General features: G+C 69.6%; 18 protein-coding genes and 2 pseudogenes. 8 read left to right on the plus strand and 12 right to left on the minus strand.

Going from position 1 to position 22,228, the window contains the following annotated elements; all coding sequences use genetic code 11:
• The first annotated feature begins 58 nt into the window (after nucleotides 1-58).
• From ABD255_RS16560 to ABD255_RS16570, 3 genes are all read left to right on the plus strand, one after another.
• Nucleotides 59-724 (plus strand): response regulator, encoded by a 666-nt coding sequence (locus ABD255_RS16560; RefSeq protein ID WP_344214742.1) that lies wholly within the window; start codon nucleotides 59-61, stop codon nucleotides 722-724.
• 235 nt (nucleotides 725-959) lie between these two features.
• Complete coding sequence (locus ABD255_RS16565; RefSeq protein ID WP_344214744.1) at nucleotides 960-1,883, plus strand: ABC transporter ATP-binding protein; 924 nt, start codon at nucleotides 960-962, stop codon at nucleotides 1,881-1,883.
• Complete coding sequence (locus tag ABD255_RS16570; protein ID WP_344214746.1) at nucleotides 1,873-2,718, plus strand: ABC transporter permease; 846 nt, start codon at nucleotides 1,873-1,875, stop codon at nucleotides 2,716-2,718. The genes ABD255_RS16565 and ABD255_RS16570 overlap by 11 nt, the downstream gene beginning before the upstream one ends.
• Here ABD255_RS16570 and ABD255_RS16575 read toward each other — a convergent pair.
• Genes ABD255_RS16575 through ABD255_RS16585 form a run of 3 tightly spaced genes read right to left on the minus strand, consistent with a single transcriptional unit; the run spans nucleotide 2,711 to nucleotide 6,916 of the window.
• A complete protein-coding gene (locus ABD255_RS16575) occupies nucleotides 2,711-3,991 on the minus strand; it encodes a glycoside hydrolase family 125 protein (protein ID WP_344214748.1) in 1,281 nt (426 codons plus the stop codon). The genes ABD255_RS16570 and ABD255_RS16575 overlap by 8 nt on opposite strands.
• 7 nt (nucleotides 3,992-3,998) lie before the next feature.
• On the minus strand, nucleotides 3,999-5,300 hold the full coding sequence (locus tag ABD255_RS16580; protein WP_344214750.1) for an ROK family transcriptional regulator: 1,302 nt from the start codon (nucleotides 5,298-5,300) through the stop codon (nucleotides 3,999-4,001).
• Between the two features lie 32 nt (nucleotides 5,301-5,332).
• On the minus strand, nucleotides 5,333-6,916 hold the full coding sequence (locus tag ABD255_RS16585; RefSeq protein ID WP_344214752.1) for an alpha-amylase family protein: 1,584 nt from the start codon (nucleotides 6,914-6,916) through the stop codon (nucleotides 5,333-5,335).
• 163 nt (nucleotides 6,917-7,079) lie between these two features.
• Here ABD255_RS16585 and ABD255_RS16590 point away from each other — a divergent pair, with 163 nt between their 5' ends.
• Nucleotides 7,080-8,150: a Gfo/Idh/MocA family protein gene (locus ABD255_RS16590; RefSeq protein WP_344214754.1), complete on the plus strand. Its 1,071-nt coding sequence runs from the start codon at nucleotides 7,080-7,082 to the stop codon at nucleotides 8,148-8,150.
• On the opposite strand, the gene ABD255_RS16595 is transcribed toward ABD255_RS16590, so the two are convergent.
• A complete protein-coding gene (locus ABD255_RS16595) occupies nucleotides 8,139-9,329 on the minus strand; it encodes a cysteine desulfurase-like protein (protein ID WP_344214756.1) in 1,191 nt (396 codons plus the stop codon). The two genes, ABD255_RS16590 and ABD255_RS16595, sit on opposite strands and share 12 nt — an antisense overlap.
• A gap of 184 nt (nucleotides 9,330-9,513) precedes the next feature.
• Between ABD255_RS16595 and ABD255_RS16600 the strand changes: the two are divergent.
• Nucleotides 9,514-10,341 (plus strand): annotated as a pseudogene (locus ABD255_RS16600) (DMT family transporter); the annotation flags it as partial.
• A gap of 51 nt (nucleotides 10,342-10,392) precedes the next feature.
• Here the strand turns inward: ABD255_RS16600 and ABD255_RS16605 are convergent.
• The 4 genes from ABD255_RS16605 to def are packed head-to-tail and all read right to left on the minus strand — an operon-like array spanning nucleotide 10,393 to nucleotide 14,368.
• Nucleotides 10,393-11,385: a DMT family transporter gene (locus tag ABD255_RS16605; RefSeq protein ID WP_344214758.1), complete on the minus strand. Its 993-nt coding sequence runs from the start codon at nucleotides 11,383-11,385 to the stop codon at nucleotides 10,393-10,395.
• Between the two features lie 57 nt (nucleotides 11,386-11,442).
• Complete coding sequence (locus ABD255_RS16610) at nucleotides 11,443-12,828, minus strand: RsmB/NOP family class I SAM-dependent RNA methyltransferase (protein ID WP_344214760.1); 1,386 nt, start codon at nucleotides 12,826-12,828, stop codon at nucleotides 11,443-11,445.
• Complete coding sequence (fmt, locus tag ABD255_RS16615) at nucleotides 12,825-13,829, minus strand: methionyl-tRNA formyltransferase (protein ID WP_344214762.1); 1,005 nt, start codon at nucleotides 13,827-13,829, stop codon at nucleotides 12,825-12,827. Before fmt ends, ABD255_RS16610 begins: the two co-directional genes overlap by 4 nt.
• Entirely contained in the window at nucleotides 13,826-14,368 is a 543-nt protein-coding gene (def, locus tag ABD255_RS16620) for a peptide deformylase (protein ID WP_344214764.1), read from the minus strand. The genes fmt and def overlap by 4 nt, the downstream gene beginning before the upstream one ends.
• A 196-nt stretch (nucleotides 14,369-14,564) precedes the next feature.
• Here def and ABD255_RS16625 point away from each other — a divergent pair, with 196 nt between their 5' ends.
• Both ABD255_RS16625 and ABD255_RS16630 read left to right on the plus strand, forming a co-directional pair.
• Nucleotides 14,565-15,935, plus strand: coding sequence for a C39 family peptidase (locus ABD255_RS16625; RefSeq protein ID WP_344214766.1), 1,371 nt, complete (start codon nucleotides 14,565-14,567; stop codon nucleotides 15,933-15,935).
• Between the two features lie 4 nt (nucleotides 15,936-15,939).
• Nucleotides 15,940-17,136 (plus strand): hypothetical protein, encoded by a 1,197-nt coding sequence (locus tag ABD255_RS16630; RefSeq protein ID WP_344214768.1) that lies wholly within the window; start codon nucleotides 15,940-15,942, stop codon nucleotides 17,134-17,136.
• A 12-nt stretch (nucleotides 17,137-17,148) separates the two neighbouring features.
• On the opposite strand, the gene ABD255_RS16635 is transcribed toward ABD255_RS16630, so the two are convergent.
• The 3 genes and pseudogenes from ABD255_RS16635 to ABD255_RS16645 all read right to left on the minus strand — a co-directional run.
• The gene (locus ABD255_RS16635) at nucleotides 17,149-17,772 is read right to left on the minus strand and encodes an HAD family hydrolase (RefSeq protein WP_344214770.1); all 624 of its coding nucleotides are present in this window, start codon (nucleotides 17,770-17,772) and stop codon (nucleotides 17,149-17,151) included.
• A gap of 62 nt (nucleotides 17,773-17,834) precedes the next feature.
• Entirely contained in the window at nucleotides 17,835-18,872 is a 1,038-nt protein-coding gene (locus ABD255_RS16640) for an MFS transporter (RefSeq protein ID WP_344214772.1), read from the minus strand.
• A gap of 61 nt (nucleotides 18,873-18,933) precedes the next feature.
• Nucleotides 18,934-19,140, minus strand: a pseudogene (locus ABD255_RS16645) (hypothetical protein); the annotation flags it as partial.
• A 43-nt stretch (nucleotides 19,141-19,183) separates the two neighbouring features.
• Here ABD255_RS16645 and ABD255_RS16650 point away from each other — a divergent pair.
• The gene (locus tag ABD255_RS16650; protein ID WP_344214774.1) at nucleotides 19,184-20,176 is read left to right on the plus strand and encodes an ArsR/SmtB family transcription factor; all 993 of its coding nucleotides are present in this window, start codon (nucleotides 19,184-19,186) and stop codon (nucleotides 20,174-20,176) included.
• On the opposite strand, the gene ABD255_RS16655 is transcribed toward ABD255_RS16650, so the two are convergent.
• Nucleotides 20,173-22,212 (minus strand): primosomal protein N', encoded by a 2,040-nt coding sequence (locus ABD255_RS16655; protein ID WP_344214776.1) that lies wholly within the window; start codon nucleotides 22,210-22,212, stop codon nucleotides 20,173-20,175. The genes ABD255_RS16650 and ABD255_RS16655 overlap by 4 nt on opposite strands.
• Nucleotides 22,213-22,228 lie beyond the last annotated feature (16 nt).

The raw sequence follows: 22,228 nt of genomic DNA on the forward strand, positions 1-22,228 counted from the left end.
AACCCAACCAGCGGCACGACAACCAACCTCGCACCAGCCGCTTGACATAGGAGAAACCATGATCCGGGTACTGCTCGCCGATGACCAGGCGCTGGTGCGCGCCGGGTTCCGCTCGCTGCTGAACGCCGAGGACGACATCACCGTGATCGGTGAGGTGTCCGACGGCGCCGAGGCGGTCGCGGTCGCCCGGGCCGAGAAGCCGGACGTCGTGCTGATGGACATCCGGATGCCCGGCACCGACGGGCTGGAGGCGACTCGGCAGATCGGCGCCGACAAAACCCTCTGCGACGTCCACGTGGTGATCCTGACGACGTTCGACCTGGACGAGTACGTCTTCGAGGCGCTCCGGGTCGGCGCCAGTGGGTTCCTGGTGAAGGACACCGAGCCGGTCGAGTTGCTCCAGGCTGTGCGAGTGGTCGCGCGCGGTGATGCGCTGCTGTCGCCGGGAGTGACTCGGCGGCTGGTCGCCGAGTTCGCCAGCCGTAGCCGGCAACCGCATGCGAGCAACGAACTCGACGTGCTGACCGAGCGCGAGCGGGAGATCGTCGCGCTGGTCGGCGAGGGCCTGTCGAACGACGAGATCGCCGAGCGCCTCGTGCTCAGCCCCGCGACGGCCAAGACTCACGTCAGCCGCGCGATGGTGAAGCTCGGCGTCCGCGACCGCGCCCAACTGGTCGTCCTCGCCTACCAAACCGGCCTCGTCCGCCCAGGCTGGCTCGGCTGACCCACCCCGTACTCCGCCCGCCCGGGCTCGCTCGGCTGACCCACCCCGCACTCCGTCCGCCCAGGCTGGCTCGGCTGACCAACCCCGTACTACGCCCGCCCGGGCTGAGGTCGGCTCTACTCTCGTCGGCGGCGCACCTGGACGCAGGGGCCGCCCGGATACTCCCCTGGCGGTAGCCCGGGTCACTCCCCCGAGCCGACGCGGTGAGGGGGGCCCAGGCGGCAAGGTCTGGGGTATGAACCGAACTGCTGCCCCGCTGGTCGAGGTCACCGGCCTGACCAAACGCTATGGCGACACCCTGGCTGTCGACGGTGTCGATCTGATGGTCCAGCCCGGTGAGGTCTACGGGTTCCTCGGGCCGAACGGAGCCGGCAAGACCACCACGCTGAGGATCCTGACCGGCCTGATCGCGCCGACCAGCGGCACCGTTCGCGTGCTCGGTGGAGCACCCGGCCAGGCGCAGGTGCTGGCCCGGACCGGTTCGATGATCGAGTCGCCGGCCTTCTACCCGTACCTGTCCGGTCTGGACAACCTGCGGCTGCTCGCGGAGTACGCCGAGGTGCCGCGCGCGCGGATCCAGCAGGTTCTCGAGCTGGTGGATCTCGCCGACCGCGCGCGGGACCGCTTCTCGACGTACTCGCTGGGCATGAAGCAGCGGCTCGGGGTCGCGGCGGCGTTGCTGAAGGATCCCGAGCTGGTGATCCTCGACGAGCCGACCAACGGGCTGGACCCGGCCGGCATGCGGGACATGCGACGGCTGATCCGCGAGCTCGGGGCCGACGGCCGGACGGTGTTGCTGTCCAGCCACCTGCTCGGCGAGGTGCAGCAGATCTGCGACCGGGTCGGCATCATCAACGAAGGCAAGATGGTTGCCGAGCACAACGTCGACGAGTTGCGCGCCGAGCAGGAACTGGTGATCCGCGCGGTGCCACGAGAGAGCGCTCGCTCGGTGCTCCAGCAGGCGGTCGGCGCCGACGCCGTCCACCTGTACGACGACACGCTGCGGGTGAAGGCGGCACCCGACCGCGCGGCCGAACTGAACCGCCTGCTGGTCGAGGCGGGGATCGCGGTCTCCGAGCTGCACAGCACGGAACGGGCCTTGGAGGACGTCTTCTTCGAGCTCACCAGCACCGGAACGGAGAAGGCCGATGTTGGGTAGTTACCGCGCCGAGTTGCTCAAGCTCCGCAAGCGATCCGCCGTCTGGGTGCTGTTCGCAAGTGGGCTCGTGCTGAGCCTGATCTTCGGCTACCTGCTGCCCTATCTCGGCTATGCGACCGGCGACGGCAACCAGCAGACCGACGGCATCCCCCGCTCCGAAGTACTGCGTGGGCTGCTGCCGGAACGCGTGCTGGACAACACCATCGGCGGCTTCCCCGTGTTCGCGGGAGCGCTCGCTCTGGTGCTCGGCGCGATCGTGGTCGGCGGCGAGTACACCTGGGGAACGCTGAAGACGATCCTCACCCAGCGCCCCGGCCGCGCCGCCATCCTCGGCGCGCAACTGCTCGGCCTCTTCACGATGCTCGCCGTCTGGGTGATCGGAATCTTCGCCGCCTGCGCCGCGTCCAGCATCGCGATCGCCGCGGCCGAGAACGCCCCGATGAACTGGCCGGGACCGCTCGACCTGCTGACAGGCCTGGCCGGCGGCTGGCTCGTCCTGGCGATGTGGTGCCTGGCCGGCGCCGTACTGGCCGTTGCCTTCCGCAACGTCGCACTGCCGATCGGGCTGGGCGTCGTGTGGGTCCTCGGCATCGAGGCGCTGCTCGCCGGGGTCGTGAGCAGCCTGCTGCCCGACCTGGAGTTCCTGTCCGACGCGATGCCCGGCGCGAACGCGGGCGCGCTCGTCTTCAGCATCACCGGCATGACCGCGGCCGACGCCCCGCCCGGAGTACGCGACGCCGTCAGCGGAGATCGCGCTCTCCTGACGATGCTCGCCTACGCCCTGATCTTCGCCGTACTGGCCGCGGTCACCACCCGCCGCCGCGACGTCATCTGAGCGTGCGCCCCGCGTGGGCGAGGCAGAGTTCGCAGAACATCGCGTTGGCCCAGGAGAACCACTCGCGGGTGAAGACGGTCGGGTCGTCGGTGTGGAAGGACTCGTGCATCTGGCCGGTGCCGCCGGTCGTGTCCCGCAGCAGTTCGAGCAGGCGTTGCCGCTCCTCCGCCGAAGTACTGGTCAACCCCTGTACCGCGAGCGCGATCGGCCACACGTGGTCCGGCGGAGTATGCGGGCTCCCGATCCCTTCCGCGTGCGTGCCGCTGTAGTAGTACGGGTTCTCGGGGCTGAGCAGCAGCGAACGAGTCGCCAGGTACGTCGGGTCGTCGGCCGCGGCGAATCCGGTCATCGGCACGGACAGCAGGCTCGGCATGTTCGCGTCGTCCATCAGCAGCCGCTCTCCGGTGCCGTCCACCTCGTACGCGTAGACCTGCCCGAGCGTCGGGTGGCCGACCGTGCCGTACTGCGCGATGCCGTCCTCGATGCCGGCCTTCAACTCCTTGGCCCGGGCGGCCAGGGCCGCGTCGCCGAGCACCTCGGTGGCGATCGCCTCCAGGTAGCCGAGCACGACCGCGGCGAACATGTTGCCGGGCACGTTGAACCCGTGCTCGGTGGCGTCGTCGCTGGGCCGGAAAGCGCTCCACGACATCCCGGTCGGCCGGGTCAGCCGGCCCCGCCCGTCCCGGACCAGCGTGTCGGTCGGCGCCTCGCCATGCCGCTGGAACCGGTACTGCGACCGCGCCTCGTGGTCCAGTTCGGTGGTCCAGAGGTCGAGGATCGCCACCGCCGCGACCCGGAACCGGTCGTCGATCACGTCGGCGCGGCCGGTGATCCGCCAGAGCCGGTAGGCCAGCTCGACCGGGTAGCAGAGCGAGTCGATCTCGTACTTGCGCTCCCACACCCACGGCGACATCTCGGTCTCGTCGGTGGTGTGCCCGGCGCCGTTCGGCTCGCGGTTGAACGCGTTCGCGTACGGGTCGAGCGCGATGTACTCGAGCTGCCGGTGCAGGACGCCGATCAAGATGTCCTGCAGGGCAGGGTCCTCGGCGCAGAGCACCAGGTACGGCCGCAACTGCGCGGCCGAGTCGCGCAGCCACATCGCCGGGATGTCCCCGGTCAGCACGAAGGTGGTCCCGTCCGGCAACCGCTCCGCGACCGCGGGGAGGTTCTGCGCCATCGAGGCCTGGAACATGTCCGCGATCACCTGGTCGCCGGTCGCCCGCCGTACCTCGTCGGTGGCGCGGGCCAGCACCTCGGGATCAATTCCGGTCATCAGGACATCACCTTTCAGCAGACCCGGTCGCAGTCGCAGGGGCGCTCTCCGCGGGTCCGAGCAGGAGCACTGAGGGGTTGGGCGAGAAGGTGTGGTCGAGCACCAGGCTGGCGGCGCCGACCGCGCCGACGTCCGCGCCGAGCGCGGTACCGGCGACGACGAAGGGATGCACGGACCGGACCAGGAAGCGCTCTTCCAGCGCCGCTCTGACGGCCTCGTCGAAGAAGGGTGCCAGCTGGTCCCAGTGCGGGCCGCCGAAGACGACGCGTTCGAGGTCCAGCAGGTTCGCGATGTCCTCGACCACCTTGGCGATCCGCTCCGCCAGCGCGGTGACGATCCCGCGCGCGACACCGGGTCCGGCGGCCGCCTCCGCGCACAGTTGGGCGAAAGCGACGTCCACCGCGTGCCGGTCGTCGAGGTCGATGCCTTGAGCAACTACTCCGGCCTGGGCGGCCTGCTGGACCAGATAGCGCGGCTGGCTCGTCTCTCCCACGCAGCCGCGGCGTCCGCAGTAGCAGAGTGGGCCGTCCGGATCGACGATGACGTGACCGATCTCGCCGACGTTGCTGGACGAGCCGCGGACCACCTCGTCGCCGATCACCAGACCGGCGCCGACGCCGGTGCCGAGGTAGAAGAAGACGAAGCTGCCGCGTCCGTTCGGGCCGCCGGCCCACTTCTCCGCCGAGGCGGCCGCCGTCACGTCCTTGTCCAGGAGCACCGGCAGGCCGGTCCGCTCGCGCAAGGCGTCGCGCAGCGGAACCAGGTGCCAGGCGGTGAGGTTCGGAGGATCGACCACGACGCCACGGTCGACGTCGATCGGTCCCGGGGCGGCGATCCCGACGCCGACGACCCGCTCCCGCGGTGCGCCCGCCTCCTCGATGACCTGCTCGACTGTGGCAGCGATTCCCTCGATCAGGACGTCGGGGTCGTCCGAAGCCGGGGTCTCACTGCGCCGGCGCGCGACCACCTCGCCGGTCAGGTCGAGCACGACCACGGTGACGACAGCCGGGTCCAGGTGCACGCCCACGGCGTACTGGCCGGTGGGCTCGAGTTCGAGCAGCGTGCGGGGCTTGCCGAGACCGGCGCCCTTCTGCCGGCCGGCCTCGCGGACCAGGCCCGCGTCCAGCAGCCGGCGGGTGATGTTGGAGATGGCCTGACCCGACAGTCCGGTGGACGCGGCGATCTCGACCCGGCTCAGCCGCTGGTCGGCCCGCCTGATCGCGTCCAGCACCACGGTGTCGTTGAAGCCGCCGACCCGATCGAGATTAGTACCCCGGCGCACCACGGCCGGTGGCTGCTCGGTGCTCACCACTCCCCCTGTCCTCGCTGCCCGGACGATCGTCAGTCCGAGGCCGGGTCAGCGCCCCACGGCCGCGACCAGTCGTAGCGGACCGTCTCCGTGCCGGTACGCCAGACGGCCGGTGCCGTGGTCGCCAGCCAGTCCAGCGGCTCGATCCCACCATCCGCGGCGTCACCACCACTGAGCGCCAACCGTATACCGTGGCCAAGATCGCGATCCGACTGCTCCGTCCGGGCGGCGGGGTCGATCGAGACGAAGAGGGCGGTCCCTGACCGCGCCACCAGGTCGAGGAACTGCCGGTTGAGCTCCCACGGCGTCTGCGGGGTGCACGGCACGCAGTCCGCGTCGAGGGTGAAGAGCCGGTTGTGCTGCGGCAGCCGGAAGGCGAGTGAGTTGACGCCCATCTTCCGGGTCCGCTCCCAGTCGCGCCCGGACGTGTCGTCACCGGTCCGCTGGACGTCGACCAGGCCGGCTGCCAGGTGCCCGACGGTGTTGCACCCGATCAATACGACATCCTCGGCCGCCGCCCGGATCTCGGTGTAGAGCGCGAGCACGATCTCGGCCGTAGTACGGGTCGGGTCGTGGAACTGCCAGCCGGAGTCCGTCAGCCGGGCGCCCATCGCCGGGCCGAACCGGCCGAACACGTCGTACGTGCTGAAGTCGTGCTTGACCAGTTCGAAACCCCAGTCCTTGAAGCGATGCAGGTCTGCCCGGACCAGGTCGAGCACCTCCGGGTACGACAGGTCGAGGGCCTGGCCGTACCCGTCGGTCTGCCCGGCGTGACCCCAGGGACCGCTCTCTCGGGACAGCAACGGGCGGAACCACAGGCCCGGCCGGGCGCCGATCTCCTTGACCGCGGCGGCGGTGCCGGCCATGTCGTCGAACAGCCCGGGGATACCGCTGTCCCACGGACCTCCCGACGCGTTGCCACCGGGGTTCCAGCCGTCGTCGACGACGCTGAACGGCTTCACCGGATGACCATCGGCCAACTCGACCACGATCGCCGCGTCCTGGAGAACCGCCTTCTCGTCGAAGCCCTCGCCGTACGCGTAGTACCAGTTGTTCGCCCCGACTACCGGCGCGGGCTCAGGTCGCGCCGGTAGCCGGGAAGCCATTGCCTCGACCGCCGCGTGCAGCGTGAGCCACGGCGTACCGGCGTCCTCGAACCGCCGCACCACCGCGGCCGTCAGCCGACGTCCTCCGAGTTGCGTGGGGCCGCCGCCGTTGCGGAGATCGAGCCAGAGCGTGAAGCCTCCGGCATCGACGGTCCAGGAACAGAAAGCGCCAGGCTGTACGTCGACGCCTGCGCCGGTCGTCGTACCGGTCTTCGGGTCGTGCGCCAGCCAGTACCACGGCAGCAGCCGCTCGGGCTGAAGATGCCGCCACTGGAGATCGCCGTACGAGCGCTCCCAGGCGTCTCCAAGGATCAGGCTCTCGGCAGGAACGGCCTCATCCCATCGCAGCGCGACCCGCGAGACACCATCCGAGGCGGCGACGACCACCTCACCGCCAGCCGACCACTCCACGTCGATCCCGGCCGCGGTCCACCCGCTGCCGCCGGCTTGCGCGGGGCTCAGGGCATCCGTCGGACCTACCTGGACGAAGACCTTGCTGGGTTCTCTCACGCACTGGGCCCCTTCTCGGCTATTTACCCCACAGACTTTACTTAGTCGCTTCGCCCGCTAGCAAGACCCGTTGACGATGACTTCCGGCGTCCGGTAGACAGGTGCCCGGCAGATGTTGGAAAACGCTTCCCGTCCTGGAGGACCGATGCGACCGTACCGCGCTGTGATCGTAGGGACCGGCGGCATCGCCCACGCCCACGCCGAGGCCCTGACGAGTCTGGGCTCTTCGCGGGTGCAGTTGGTCGGGGCGGTCGACGTGGACGCCGGCCGGGCCGAGGAGTTCGCGAAGAAGTGGGAGATTCCGCAGGCGGCCACCGCGTTGGCGGACGTGCTGGCGGACGGCGTCGACCTGGTGCACGTCTGTACTCCGCCGGGATCCCACGTCGAACTGGCCACTCAGGCCCTGGAAGCCGGGGCCACGGTGGTGGTCGAGAAGCCGATCGCCGTATCCCTCGCGTCAGTGGACGAACTGCTGGCGGCTGAGGCTTCGTCGAGCGGATCGGTGGCCGTGGTGTCGCAGCACCGGTTCGGGTCGGGCGCGCGGAAACTGCGCGGGATCGTCGAGTCCGGCTCATTCGGGCGGCCGCTGATCGCGACGTGCCACACCCAGTGGTACCGGGACGCCGCGTACTTCACCGTGCCGTGGCGCGGCTCGTTCGAGATCGAGGGCGGCGGACCCACGATGGGCCACGGCATCCACCAGATGGACCTCCTGCTCGCCACTCTCGGCGAATGGGACCAGGTGACCGCTGTCGCCGCCCGCACCTCGCGCGACACCGACACGGAGGACGTGTCGATGGCACTCGTCACGTTCGATTCCGGCGTACTGGCGAGCGTGGTCAACTCGGTGGTCTCGCCGCGGCAGACGTCGACCCTTCGCTTCGACTTCGAGAACGCCACGGTCGACCTGGAACACCTCTACGGCTACACGGACGACGACTTCACGGTCACCGCCGCACCCGGTTTCGAGGACGAGGTCGCCGCCGCTTGGTCGAAGGGCCCGACCGGTCAGCCGAGCAATCACCTTGCCCAGTTGAGCGCAGTACTGGACGGGCTGGATGCCGGCACGACTCCTCCGGTTCCTCTGCGCACCGCCCGCGCCACGCTCGAACTGGTTGCCGCGATCTACAAGTCGGCCTTCCTGGCGCGACCGGTCCACCGCGGCGAGATCACTCCTCAGGACCCCTTCGCCAGCCGCATGAACGGCACCGGCGCTCCGTGGTCAGGAAGCTAGGCCTTCTACTGCCTCGAGGAGGCGGTTGATGTCGGAGCGGTTCGTGCACGGCGCGAGGCCTGCTCGGATCGCGCCGGCGTCGCCCAGGCCGAGGTGGCGAGATGCCTCCAGGGCGTAGAACGAGCCGGCTGGAGCGTTGACGCCTGCTTCTGCGAGCCTGGCCGCGACCGCGCGGGACTCCCAGCCCGCCACGGAGAACAGCAGCGTCGGCGTACGCCGCTGCGCGCGTCCGTACAAGGTGACGCCCGAGATCGCGGCGAGCCCTGATTCCAGCTCAGCGCGCAACTCGTCCTCGTAGCTCTCCAGCAGTTCCAGAGAGCTCAGCAAGCGCTCTCTCCGGCTCTCTCCCGTTCCGCCGAGACCGGCCAGGAAGTCCACCGTCGCCGTGGTTCCGGCGAGCAACTCGTACGGCAAGGTGCCGAACTCGAACCGCTCCGGTACCACATCAGTTGCTGGGAGCAACTTGTCCGGGTGGAGCCCATCGAGCAGCGCCGGTGACGCCGAGAGCACCCCGCAGTGCGGCCCGAAGAACTTGTACGGCGAACACGCGTAGAAGTCCGCGAACGACGCGTCCACCGGCGCGTGCGGCGTCAGGTGGACGCCATCGACGTACAGGAGCGCGCCGGCCTCGTGAACGAGTGCGGCGATGCCTTCGAGGTCGGGCCGCGTCCCGATCAGGTTGGAAGCCCCGGTCACGGCCACCAGCCGAGTCCGCGCCGAGAGCAACGGCTGGATCTCGTCGAGTTCGGTCGTCGACGGGTCGAACGCGAGCCACCGCACGGTGGCGCCGACGGCCTCGGCGGCCTGCACCCACGGCCGCACGTTCGCGTCGTGATCCAGCCGGGTCACGATCACCTCGTCCCCCGGCCCCCAGCCCTTGGCCAGCGTGCGGGCGAAGTCATAGGTCAGTTGCGTCATGCTCCGGCCGAAGACGATCCCACCCGGGTCCGTCCCCAGCAGATCCGCCATCGCCTGCCGAGCCCCGACCACCACCTCATCGGCCCGCCGCTCGGCCGGCGTCAACTGCCCCCGGTTGGCCAACGCCGAGACCATCGTCCGCGCCACCGCATCGGCCACCACCTGCGGCGTCTGCGACCCACCCGGCCCGTCGAAGTGCGCGGCCCCCTCACCCAACGCCGGAAACTGCTTACGGACAGCATCAACCTCAAAGTCACCCATGTCGCCATCCTGCCCGGACAAACCTGGTCGGAGCAGAGGGGGCAGCGTGTTGAGGCGCCGGACTGCGCACGAGTGCCCAATTCCGGGCAGAAAGCGGAAAATGTCCGGGCCATGCTGCAGGATGTCAGGAGTGAGCACCCTGACGACTCCTGACAAGCCGGCGGTTCGGGCTTGGCTTCCGACCATGCTGGTCCTCGCTGCGATCTGGGGATGCAGCTTCTTGTTCATCTCGATCGGGGTGCGGGAGTTGCATCCGGCGTACCTGGCCCTCGGGCGGGTGATCGCCGGGTCGCTGGTGCTGGTCGCGATCCTGGTGATCAAGCGGGAGTCGTTGCCCCGCTCGCCGCGGATCTGGGCGCACAACTTCGTCGCCGGGGCGATCGGATCGGCGGTGCCCTGGACACTGTTCGGGTACGGCGAGCAGCGGATCCCCTCGCTGCTGGCCGGGATCTGGAACGGGATCACCCCGCTGGTGGTTCTTCCGGTCGCGGTCCTGGTCTTCCGGACCGAGAAGTTCACCCTGCAGCGGGTGGTCGGGCTGACGATCGGCTTCCTCGGCATGATGGTCGTGCTCGGCGCCTGGCAGTTGCAGGGCGGCGCTGACCTGGTCGGTCAACTGTTCTGCATGGCAGCGGCGCTGGCCTACGGCATCGCCATCCCGTACCAGAAGCGATTCATCGCGGGCAGCAAGCTGTCCGGTACCGCGCTGTCGGCGACCCTGCTGCTCTGCGCCAGCGTGCAACTCGCGGTCATCGCCCCGATCCTCGCGGGCCACGCGCCGCCCGCACCGTGGTCACTGTCGATCGAGGTGATCGCCAGCGTGCTCGCCCTGGGCGCCCTCGGCAGCGGGCTGGCCTTCGTGCTCAACCTGCGGGTGATCCGGCTGATCGGCGCCAGCATGACCGCGACGGTCACCTACATCATGCCGATCTTCGCGATCATCGTCGGCGTCCTGGTGCTGGACGAGCACCTCACCTGGTACCAGCCGGTCGGCGCACTCGTCGTCCTCACCGGCGTCGCGGTGTCCCAGGGCCTGATCCGGATCGTCCGCCGCCGGAACGACTCAGTTCTTCCTGAGGTTGGGGAGGGACGCGACCACGACGGCGACGAGAGCCAGTACGGTGCCGGCGACGACCGGGAGCGTCACCTCCTGGTCGGAGGCCGGTACGAACAGGTCGATGAAGAGGCTGGCGATCAACTGGCCGGCGATCGTGCCGAGCCCCAGGACGAACACGCCCACGACCCGGACCACCGAGGCCGCCGCGCTGATGAAGATCACGCCGCACGCACCCCCGAAGTACAGCCAGGGGTCTGAGGGCAGGCTGTTCGGCGTACCGCGGAGGAGCAGGTCGATGGCGAATGCGACCACTAGCGCGCTTGTGCCGATCAGGAAATTGACTACGCCGGCTGCGACGGCGCCGTAGGCGTCCGGCGACGCAGTACGGGCTACTCGTCCATTGATGGCTTGCTGCACCGCCGTACCGACTCCGCCCAGCGCAGGCAGTAGCGCGAGCAGCAGGCCGGACGGGTGGTTCAGCCGATCAGACACAGCCAGTACTACGGCCACCAGCGCCACCACGGCGCCCACTACCCGCAGCGGCGTGTACGGCTGCGGACCAGCCGGCCCGAAGCCAAGGCGGTCCACCACCAAGCTGCTGACGGCCTGTCCGGCGACTACTGCGACGGTGAACACAGCTACACCGATCACTGCGACGGTGGTCGACTGTGTGACGACCAGGAACGCACCGGCGAGACCACCGACGCACTGCCACCATCTGAGTCCACCGGAAGGGCTCCGGATCGTCTGCCAGACCCGTGCGAGCGACCTGCGGATGCGCGGCACCGCAGCACACCCGATCAGCAGAAGGACCAGACCTGACCCGAAGGACACCAGCGCGGCCGCGATCCCGTCGTCGAGGCGATGGCCGAGCTCGCCGTTCAGGCGGGACTGGACGGCGACCAGCATGCCGATCCCGAACGCCGCCGACAGGCCGATGAGCTGGTGCTGTTGTGCGCTGCGGGCCGGACGGGTCGGGCGGGTGTCGGTCGTTGTCACCCCTCCATCATGACCGTTCGACCCAACACACCTGACACCCGGTCCACCTGCTGACCATCAGGTGCGCCTGATCAGCGCCAGATACATCGCATCCGTCCCATGGAGGTGCGGCCACAGCTGCACGTCCGGGCCTCCGTCGAGCGACGGCACCCCGGGAAACAGCGGGCGCGCGTCCTCGAGCACGGCGTCACCGCGCTGAGCCAGTACTGTGTCGACCACCGCGCGCGTCTCCATCGGGTGCGGCGTACACGTCACATACGCGACCACGCCGCCCTTGCGGACAGAGGTGATCGCCGAGTCGAGCAACCGCTCCTGCAGCGGACGCAGCTCCTCCACGTCCTTCGCAGTACGGCGCCAGCGGGCCTCTGGTCGACGGCGCAACGCCCCTAGCCCGCTGCACGGCACATCGGCGAGCACCCGGTCGTACGAGCCCTCCGGCCACGTCGGCTTCGTACCGTCTCCGACCAGGACCCGGTGGTCGCCCGGTACTGCGCGCAGATTCGCCCGCACCAGTTCGGCGCGATGCGGTAGAGGCTCAACCGCCGTCAGGAGCGCGTCGCGTTGACTGCCGATCGCTGCCAGCAGGGCGGACTTGCCACCGGGTCCCGCGCACAGGTCGAGCCACTTGGCGTCCGTGCCCTCCAGTGGTGCCGTCGCGAGAGCAGTAGCAACCAGCTGCGACCCCTCGTCCTGTACTCCGGCCCGCCCCGAGGAGACGGCCGAGATTCGCCCGGGATCACCGCCACCCTGCAGGACAGCGGCGTACGGCGACCAGCGGGCGCGGGTGGCTCCGGCCTCGACCAGGTCGTCCACCTCGGCCAGACCCGGCCGCGCCACCAGCGTCACGCGCGGCGGCTCGTTGTCCGCGTCGAGCAGGTCGTCCAGCTCGTAGCCGTCGGTCTGAAGCGCGTCCGCGAAGGCCTCGACGATCCAGCGGGGATGCGCCTTCGCAATCGAGAGATAGCCGAACAGGTCATCGTCCGAGTGCGGTGCGACCGTGGTGATCCACTGGTCGAACGACTTCTGGCTGACCTTGCGGAGCACGGCGTTCACCAGTCCGCTGCGGCTCTGGCCGACCTCCGAGCGGGTCAGTGTCACCATCTCGTTCACCGCGGCGTACGAGTCGACGCGCATCCGGAGCAGCTGATGGGCTCCCAGGCGCAGGAGGTCGAGCAGCTCGGGGTCCAGGTCGGTCAGTGGGCGGGACACGCTGCGCGCGAGGATGGCGTCGTACGTGCCCTGCCAGCGGAGCGTGCCGTGCACGAGTTCGGTACAGAAGGCTGCGTCGCGGCCGCCGAGTCGCTGGTCGCGCAGGGCTTTGTTGAGGACGAGGTTCGCGTAGCCGTCCTCCGCCGTGACCTGCCGGATCACCTTGTAAGCAACCTGCCGCACCTTGTCCGGCCGCCGCTGCGGCGCCCGATTCCGAGGACTCCGATCGCTCACGCCGAGCTCGACTCTGCGCCGGCGCCGCCGGCGGGCTCGGCCTGGACGGCCTGCTCTGTCTGCGCGGTGGGCGACGCGTCCGGACCCAGGTGGTCCTCGGGGGTGAGGCGGATGCCACGGGCCCAGTCGGCGGCTGCCATCGGCTTTTTACCTTGGGGTTGGACGACTACGAGCCGGATCGCCGTGCTGCCGGTGCCGACTGTCACAGTCGACTTCGTCGCCTGTAGCTCGCCTGGCTTCAAATCCTCGTCGCTCAGCTCGACCTCGAGCACCTTCAGCCGCTCGCCACGGAACGTGGTCCATGCACCGGGCGCCGGGTTGCAGCCGCGGACAAGACGATCGACCCGCTGAGCCGGCGCGGTGAGATCCAACTCGGCGTCCTCGACGTTGATCTTCGGCGCGAGCGTGACCCCATCTGCCGGCTGCTCCCGTGCCTCGAGAACACCCGCCTCGATCCCGTCGAGCGTGTCCACCAGCAGCTTGGCGCCGGACGCCGCCAGCCGGGTGAGGAGATCCCCGGCCGTGTCCTTCGGCCCGATCGGCTCGGTCAGTACGCCGTACACCGGTCCCGCGTCGAGCGCCTTCACGATCCGGAACGTGCTCGCCCCCGTCACGTCGTCGCCGGAGATGATCGAGTGCTGCACCGGCGCGGCACCACGCCAGGCCGGGAGTACGGAGAAGTGCAGGTTGATCCAGCCGTGCGGCGGGATGTCGAGCGCGGCCTGCGGCAGCAATCCGCCGTACGCGACGACCGGGCAGCAGTCCGGCGCGATCTCGGTGAGCCGGGCCAGGAAGTCGGGATCGCGCGGCTTGACCGGCTTGAGCACCTCGACACCGAGCTCCTCGGCGTACTGCGCGACGGGCGACGCCACGAGCTTGCGGCCCCGGCCGGCCGGCGCATCGGGGCGAGTGACCACGGCGACCAACTCGTGGCCGCTGGCGACGATCGCCTCGAGCGCGATGACGGCCACCTCGGGGGTGCCGGCGAAGACGACTCTCACAGACCGAATCCGTTCGTCGGGTGGGGTGAGAGCTTGAGCTGCGGCGGGCCGCCGATCCAGTCCGACTCCCGGATCGCCTTCATCGCGGCCTTGCGGGTCTGGGTGTCCAGCCGATCCACGAACAACACCCCGTCGAGGTGGTCGGTCTCGTGCTGGATGCAGCGGGCCAGCAGGTCCGAGCCCTCGATCACCACCGGTTCGCCGTACATGTTGAAGCCCTTGGCGATCACCGACTGGGCGCGGAGGCAGTCGAAGGTGAGGCCGGGGATCGAGAGGCAGCCTTCGGGGCCGAACTGTTCTTCCGTCGACAGGGTCAGCTCGGGGTTGACCAGGTGGCCCAGCTCGTCCTCCACGAAGTACGTGAAGACGCGCAGGCCGACACCGATCTGCGGCGCGGCCAGGCCCGAACCGGGGGCCGCCTGCATGGTGTCGGTCAGGTCCGAGACCAGGCGGCGCAGCTCGGCGTCGAAGTCGACGACCGGGTCGGCCTTGGTGAGCAGGACGGGATCGCCGAACAGACGGATGGGTTGAACCGACACGCAAACTCCACAGCACTCACCGAAGGGGGGACCGGGCAAGTCTAGTGGGCACGGCGACGTACTGGGTTGTGGCGGTGTGCGTGCGGGCTCGGTGGCTCAGCGCGACGGCGGCACTCCACATTGTTGCCACTAGCACGTACTGTGGTCTCAGGCGTACCTACAGTCACTACCGTCACACGCCCAACGGGAGACCACCATGCCCACAGCGACACGGGGGGCAGCCGGACTGATCCTCCTCGGCGCCTTGCTCGCGCAGGCGCCGTTGGCCGCCGCTTACCGACCGAGCGACCCTGAGACCGCCGGCCGCGCCCGGCCTCAGACCGCCGCACCGACGACCGTATCGACAACCGCCCCAACCACGGCGCTGAGCACCGCGCCGAGCACGGCGCCGACTACTGCGCCGACCGAGACACCGACGATCGCTCCGGAGCCTGATCCGACCGCGCCGCCCGCGGCGCACTCCTGGAGTGAGTTGGTTCAGAACGTCATCGCGACCGCACCGAACTCGTCGATGCTGCGAGCAACCGCTCTCGCGGACCAGAGCAAGCAGGTGATGCGGTGCTTCAAGCTCGAGGCGGAGAACTACTGCCTCGGCCTGGGTTTCGTCGACCACCTGCCGACGGGCGCGGAGATCAGCGCCGCCGCGACGGCTCCTGAGGTCTCCGCCGAGAGCGGGACCGAAGCCGCCAACGGCGAGAGCGAGCAGGCGATCGCGACGGGCGCGCTGACGCCGGGCGAGTTCGTCACCGAGCGCTCGACGCTGTCGGACGGCGCCCGCCTGAAGGCAGAGCTCGACGAGATGCAGAGCGCCTGGGAGGGCCGAGCAAAGGCCAAGGCACTGCGCGAGCTCGATGCGACTCAGCCTTCAGAGCAGCAAGCGGCTCCGGACACCGGACAGACCGCCACCCCGTCGGCAACACCCAAGCCCTCGACCTCACCCAGTACACCGACCCCGCCGACCACCACCCCGCAGCCGCCTGCCTCACCCAAGCCCCCGACCGCGGCACCGGTGCGACTGCCGTCCTCGTCGTACATCATGAAGGGCTTCCAGACCTCGCAGGACCGCGGCTACTGGTGTGGTCCGGCGACCTTCCAGTCGATCGACTGGGCGGATGACAAGCAGAAGGACACCCAGGCGTCCTGGGCCAAGGACCTCGGCGCGACCACCTCCGGGACCGCGATCACCGCGATGGTGAAGCAGACCAACCTGAAGACCAACTGGGACCTGGCCGCCGGCACCTACATCGTGCAGAACGTCGGCCACTGGAACACCCAGAAGTTCTTCACCGTGCACCAGAACCACCTGGGCGACGGCAAGCCCGCGCCGATCATCGAGCACACCCAACTGCTGAAGCGGTACTTCCCGTACCTCGCCTTCAACCACAGCGGGCACTACCAGGTCGGCCGCGGCTACGACGCCAAGAAGGGCACGATCGCGATCTTCGAGGTGTTCAACGAGCGCCGCTTCAACAGCCGCGGCAACGTCACCGACGGCCCGAAGAACATCCCCGCCTCGGCACTGTTCAACGCCACCTTGGCCAACTCGTTCAAGAACATCGGTCTGTAGGTCCATGCGTCGCTCCTCCCTCGTCCTCCCGGTCGCGTCCGCCGCGACGATCGCGCTGCTGCTCAGCTCGTGCTCGTCCGGCGGCCCACCGGAGAGCGCTCCCTCCGCGACCGGCTCCGCACCCGGCTCCCCGTCCGGCTCTGCGTCCACGCCGACTCCCAGCGCCACACCCACCCCCGGTACGCCGACCACCAGTTCTCCGAACACCCCGGCCGGTCCCCCGACGCTGACCAAGATCCTGCGCCAGCCCGTCGACGGCCAGCACGTGGTCACCCAGCAGCGGAAGTACCTGGTCACGCGATCCAGTGACGAAGCCGGGACCACCACCATCACGAACCGCGCGAACCGGAAGATCGTCGTACGGCATGCTCCGCCGGCCGGATTCGTAGCCCAGTCCCCGGTCGTGATCGACGACAAGTGGGCGCTGATCGAGGACATCCGCTCGGACGGCCCGAACCCGGAGATCCGCGCCCTCCGCTACGACCTGACCACCGGCAAGGGCACCGACCTCGCCACGCAGAAAGCGCTCCCTCGCATCTCCGAGCCCGAGATCGGCGCCTACGACGGGACGTTCGCCTACAGCACGACCGATGCCTCCCGCAGGTCATGCCTGATCGTCGCGGACCTGGAAACGCTGAAGCCGCGCACGGTCGCCTGCGTCGCCGACCCGGGGTACATCGCGGACCCGGTGGTCTCGGCTGATTCGGTCACCTTCAGCGAGATCACCGCACCGCAGACCGCCCGCCGCTGCAAGCGGCTGCTGACCGCTGCTCTCAGCGGCGGGGCTGCCCAGCCGGTGAAGGCGGCGAAGAACTGCATCCAGTGGAGCGGCGCCTCCTTGCGCGGAGCAACGGTCTGGTCAGAGGTCGGCGCGTCCGACCCCGACCAGTACCAGAGCACCGGCTACGTCCGGGAGTCCGCCGCCGGGGCGGTTCGTTCGATCGGCCCGATCGTCACCGACACGATCGTGGCCTGCGGCAACTGGATCCACTGGGAGGTGCGCACCGTCACCGAAGGCGTCGAGGCGTACCAGCTCCAGCGCTGGCAACCAGGTCTGGCCCGCCCCCAACGGATCTACGCCACTCCCCCGGAAAGCGCCCTGACCGCACCCACCTGCCAGGACGACACCCTCATCGTGGAAGCAGCCCACCTCGGCGCCGGTTCGAAGTACACCGAGGCCATCGCCGTGACGACAGCCTGACCCTTCGACACGTCACGGACGGAGAGGCAGACCTCGCTCTCTGAGTTGCTTGCGGAGGGTGGCGGGATCCGTGAACTGCTCGGCGTCCAGGCCGACCGCGCGGGCGCCGTCGACGTTGTACTGCATGTCGTCGGTGTAGAAGGTGCGGGCCGGGTCGAGGTCGAAGCGTTCGATCAGGATCCGGAAGATCTTCTCGTGGGGCTTGACGGTCTGCTCGGCGCCGGAGACGACCTCGCCGTCGAACTGGGTCAGGATCGGGAACGACGCCTTCGCCACCTCCCACTTCTCCGCGGAGAAGTTCGTCAGCGCGTACGTCGGGACGCCGAGCTCGCGGAGTTCGGTGAGCACCGCCGCCGTGTCCTCGAAGATGCCCTTGGCCATCTGCAGCCAGCCGGTGTCGTACGCCTCGATCCACTCGGCGTGCTCGGGGTGCAGCGAGCTGAGCTCGGCGACCGCCTCGGCCCAGGTCCGGCCCGCGTCCTGTTGCTGGTTCCAGCTCGGCGTGGCGATCTTGGTGAGGAAGTGCTCTCGCTGCCCGGCGTCCGGGATCAGCTCGCGGTAAAGGTAGTCGGGGCTCCAGTCCAGCAGCACGCCCCCGATATCGAACACCACGACGTCAACGCTGCGCTCACTCATACCCGCAACCCTACGAAACCCCTGGGCGCTGTCCGGGCCGGCATCCGGCCAAGTGAGCATGATCACGACGCGGCGGGGACGGCCGTCTGGCTCTCGTTGGCGCTCGCCCGGGCCTTGAGCGCCGGCGACAACGCGAGCTGACCAGCGAACAAGAGCACTCCGAGCACCGCGCAACCCAGCCAGACGGTGGTAGGGCCGGCGTGTTCCAGCGTGTTGGTTCCCAGCAGCGGCCCGATCACACTGCCGAGCCCGAACGACATGCTCCCGGCCAGTCCCATGTAGCCGCCCCGCAGATCCACCGGCGCCAGGTCGGCGAACACGGCACCGATGACAGCCGCGAACCCGATCTCACCGATCGTCCACACCACCACGGACAGCCCATAGCCCCACCAACTGTGCACGACCGCTCCGAGACCGAACCCGAGACCGACGATCAGCATCGAACCGGCCAGCAGCTTGGGCCGGTCGAGCAGGGACAATCGCCGGTTGACGAACGGCTGCACCAGCACGATCACCACGCCGTTCAGCGCGATCACCAGCCCGTACGTCGACGACGGCAACCCGTCCGCCGCCATCGCCAGCGGCAGCGTCGAGTACCCCTGGAAGTAGATCGTCGCGTAGCCCACCTGGAGCAGGATCATCAGCAGGAACGTGGTGTCGCGCAGCGCCACCGGCAGCAACGGCCGTCGCGGTCCATCGTCGAGCACCGGCCGGGTCTCCGGCACCATCCGCCAGATCACCAACGCCGCGATCACCGACGTGCCGGCGTTGATCCAGAACAGCCAGTTGTAGCCGATGCTCGCGAGCACCCCCGCGCTCACCGTGGAGACCGAGAAGCCGAGGTTGATCGCCCAGAACAACAGCCCGTACGCGCGAACGCGCTCTCTGGGCTGGAGCAGATCGGCGACGGTCGCCTGCACCGCGGGCCGGAACAGGTCGCCCATCAGGCCGACCACGAACGCCGCCACCCAGATCGTCACCATCGAGCGCGCCGAGCCGAGCAGGATCAACGCCGCCGCGGTCCCGAAGAAGCCGAGCAGCATCGTCCGGCGCCGTCCGGTCCGGTCCGACAGCCAGCCGCCGGCCAGCTGGGAGACCACCGATCCGGCGCCGTCCGGTCCGGTCCGACAGCCAGCCGCCGGCCAGCTGGGAGACCACCGATCCGGCACCGACCGCAGCGGCCACGGCACCCGCGGTACCGGCGGACAGGTGGCGGTCCTGGGTCAGGTAGAGGACCAGGAAGGGCTGGACGAAGCTGCCGAGACGGTTGACCAACTGGCAGACCCACAGAGCCCAGAAGGCCCTTGGAAGGCGGGGAGTCTCGTTCATGCCTCTACTGTCGAGGCGTCCGACGGGCCTGTCGAACATTAGGCCCAGGGCTAATCGTCTGCCGGCGGGTTAGAGTGCTGAGGTGATCACTCTCAGGCTGAGCACCGACGACGTGAGCCGGATCAGGTTCGCGTTCTCGCCGGTCTGGGAGACCGTGACCAGCATCCGGGCGCTGAGCAACAGTACGGCGAGCAGCGTGCACGGACCGTGGCTGCGCAGAGTCCGTCCGGTGATCGAGAACGAGGACCTGACGTTGCTGAGGGCATTGATCCCGCCGGTCAGCTACATCCCGGACTTCATCACGCCGGCCCCACCGCGGCGCTCCACCAGCTTCGAGTCCGGCCTCGCCGCCGTCGCGGCCACCCCGCACCACCTCGTCGTCGACGAACTGGCCCAGCTGCACAGCGAGACGCCCCACCCGTTGCTTCCCGAGCTGATCGCCGATCCGGCCGAGGCACTCGACCGAATCACCTCCGCACTGGACCGCTACTGGCGGCTGGCGATCGAGCCCGACTGGCGCCGGATGCGGGCGCTGTTGCAGGAGGACCTCGCGTTCCGGCTGGACGAGTTGGCGAGTGGCGGAGTGGACCGGCTGCTCCGCAACCTGCACCCGTCGGTTCACTTCCGCGGCGACCGGATCGAGATCGACCGACCGTTCAGCTGCGACGGCGAACCCCTGCCGGGTCAGGGCTTGCTGCTCGTCCCCTGCGTCTTCACGTGGCCCGCCGCGCTGCCGGTGACGGCCTCACCCCACGTGCCGACGATCACCTATCCGCCGCGTGGGCTCGGGCGCCTCTGGGAGAGCCAGGAAGACGTCAGCGAATCCCCGCTCGCCGAACTGGTCGGCCGGACCCGCGCCGCGATCGTGAGCCACCTCGACCTGCCGATGTCGACCACCCGCCTGGCCAACCAACTGAGTGTTTCGGCACCGACCCTGAGCGTGCACCTGAGCATCCTCCGTGCGGCCGGCGTCGTCGACTCCCGCCGCGACGGTCGCACCGTGCTGTACTCCCGCACCTCCCTCGGCAACCACCTGCTGGTCGCCTCCCGCCCAGCCGCGCTGGCCTCCGCCTAACCGAAGGACGCCGGGTCGACCTGGACCCGCACGGCTCCGACCAGCTTCTTGGTACTGCGGGCCGCCTGCCCTTCCTTCAACGCCCGAGCAAGACTGGTCCCGGCCGAGCGTGGCGTGCGCACGACCGCCCGCGCTGTCTCGTCATCCACCGCCACCGGCCCGAGAACCTCCAACCCCGCTTGAGGATCCACCAACTCCCGCACCCGAGCCACCAAGTCGGCGACCGCATCCGTCGGCCCGGTGAGCTCGGCCAGTTTCGCCGCCGGAGCCAGCCGCGCCGTCCGCCGTTCCTCCAGTTCGCGCGACGCGAATCCCTCCGGACTCCACCGGACCACCGCCTGCAACGGTGTGGCCGACGGCTCCCCCACCATGATCACGGCGCCACCTTCACGAGCAGGCCGAACCAGCGCCGCCGCGTTGAACCACCGCCGCACCGCTTCCTCCGGCGCCCGCAGATCCGGCCGAGCCAGCAACAACCAGGTGTCCAGCAAGAGCGCCGCGCTGTAACCAACTTCGGCGACGGGTTCAGCTCCCGGCGTGGTGACGATCAACGCCGGCTGATCCGGCACGAAGTCGAGCATGCTGTCGCCACCCGAAGTACGAACCAGTACTCCGGGGAAGGCGCGGCCGAGTTCCTCTGCGGTACGGCGGGCTCCGACGACGGCTGCGCGCATCCGGGTGTCACCGCACTCCGGGCACCGGTGGTCCGCCGCGGGCCGGCCGCAGACGCTGCAACTCGGCGGCCCGGAACCACCAGTACGGCGTAGCGTCCCGCCGCAGGTCGAGCACCGCGATGGCGCCCGGCAGGTCTGGCAGACCAGGCTCGGCAGATACCCGGCACGCGGGACCTGGACCAGTACCGGCCCTGTCTTCAGGCCCTCGCGAGCCACCTCGAATGCCCGGTGTGGAAGCCGAGCGGCCCGCGCCGCAGGGTCCCGTGCCAGATCGGTGTCGGACTCCCCCGCGATGTGCACGGCCGGAGCCGCCGCGCGAATCACCGTGCGATCCGCGATCAACTCCCCCGCCCAGCCGGACTCGAGCAGCGCGGCCGTCTCCGCGGAGCGCGCGAACCCACCCAGCAAGGCGGCGCACTTCTGCCGATGCGCGCGCAGCAGGAGCACCTCTCGGGCATGCGGATACGGCGCGCGCGGCTCGGCGTACGAGTCGTCGCCGTCGTCCCACAGCGCGACGAGCCCCAGGTCGGCCACCGGGGCGAACGCCGCGGCACGTGTCCCGATCACTACTCGCGCGCAACCCCGCAAGGCAGCCAGGAAGGCGCGGTAGCGGGCGGTCGGCCCGAGATCCGCGGAGAGCGTGACGAAGCCGTCGGGCCCGAGGACCGCAGTACAAGCGGCCGCGAGTCGGTCCAGATCACGCGCGTCCGCAGCGAGTAGCAACGCACCACGGCCGGCGGCGGCGCAGACAGCCGCGGCCTGAGCGAAGGCCAGTGCCCAATCAGCCCCCGGTACTGCGGTCCAGATGGCGCGCGGCGCCTCCGAACGGGTCAAAGCGTTCAAGAATCCCCCGGCCAGCGGGTACGGCGCCCACTCGGACCGGGAGGTGGACGCCACCGGTTGGACGGGCTGCGAGCACTTCAGGCCCTCGGCTTCGACCTTGGCGTGGCGAGGTGGCACCGCTAAACGCGTCACGTCGGCGAAGACCCCGGCGTACCGGTCAGCGACCGCTCGGCAGAGATCGGCAACCTCGGGCGTCAGCACCTGCTCGGGCGACACCACCTTGCGGATCCGCGAGAGCTTGCCCTCGTGCTCGGAGGACTCCATCCGCGCCAGCACGAACCCGTCCAGGTCCTTGCCTGCGAACCGCACCTTCACTCGCGTGCCTGGCTGCGCCGCCTCGGCAAGGTCGTCGGGCACCAGGTAGTCGAACGTCCGGTCGAGATGCGGCAGCGAGACGTCCACCGCGATCCGGGCGATCGGCACCGATGAGGTGATCCCGGCCGGCTCCTTGGTCCGCGAACGCCGAACGGTCTCGCGGAGCAACGTCAGCTGCTCAGGTGAGTCCCCGTTCTGTGCCACTGGGGAACTCTAGTCG

Origin of the sequence: Kribbella sancticallisti (assembly GCF_039530625.1) — a bacterium.
Taxonomy (GTDB): domain Bacteria; phylum Actinomycetota; class Actinomycetes; order Propionibacteriales; family Kribbellaceae; genus Kribbella; species Kribbella sancticallisti.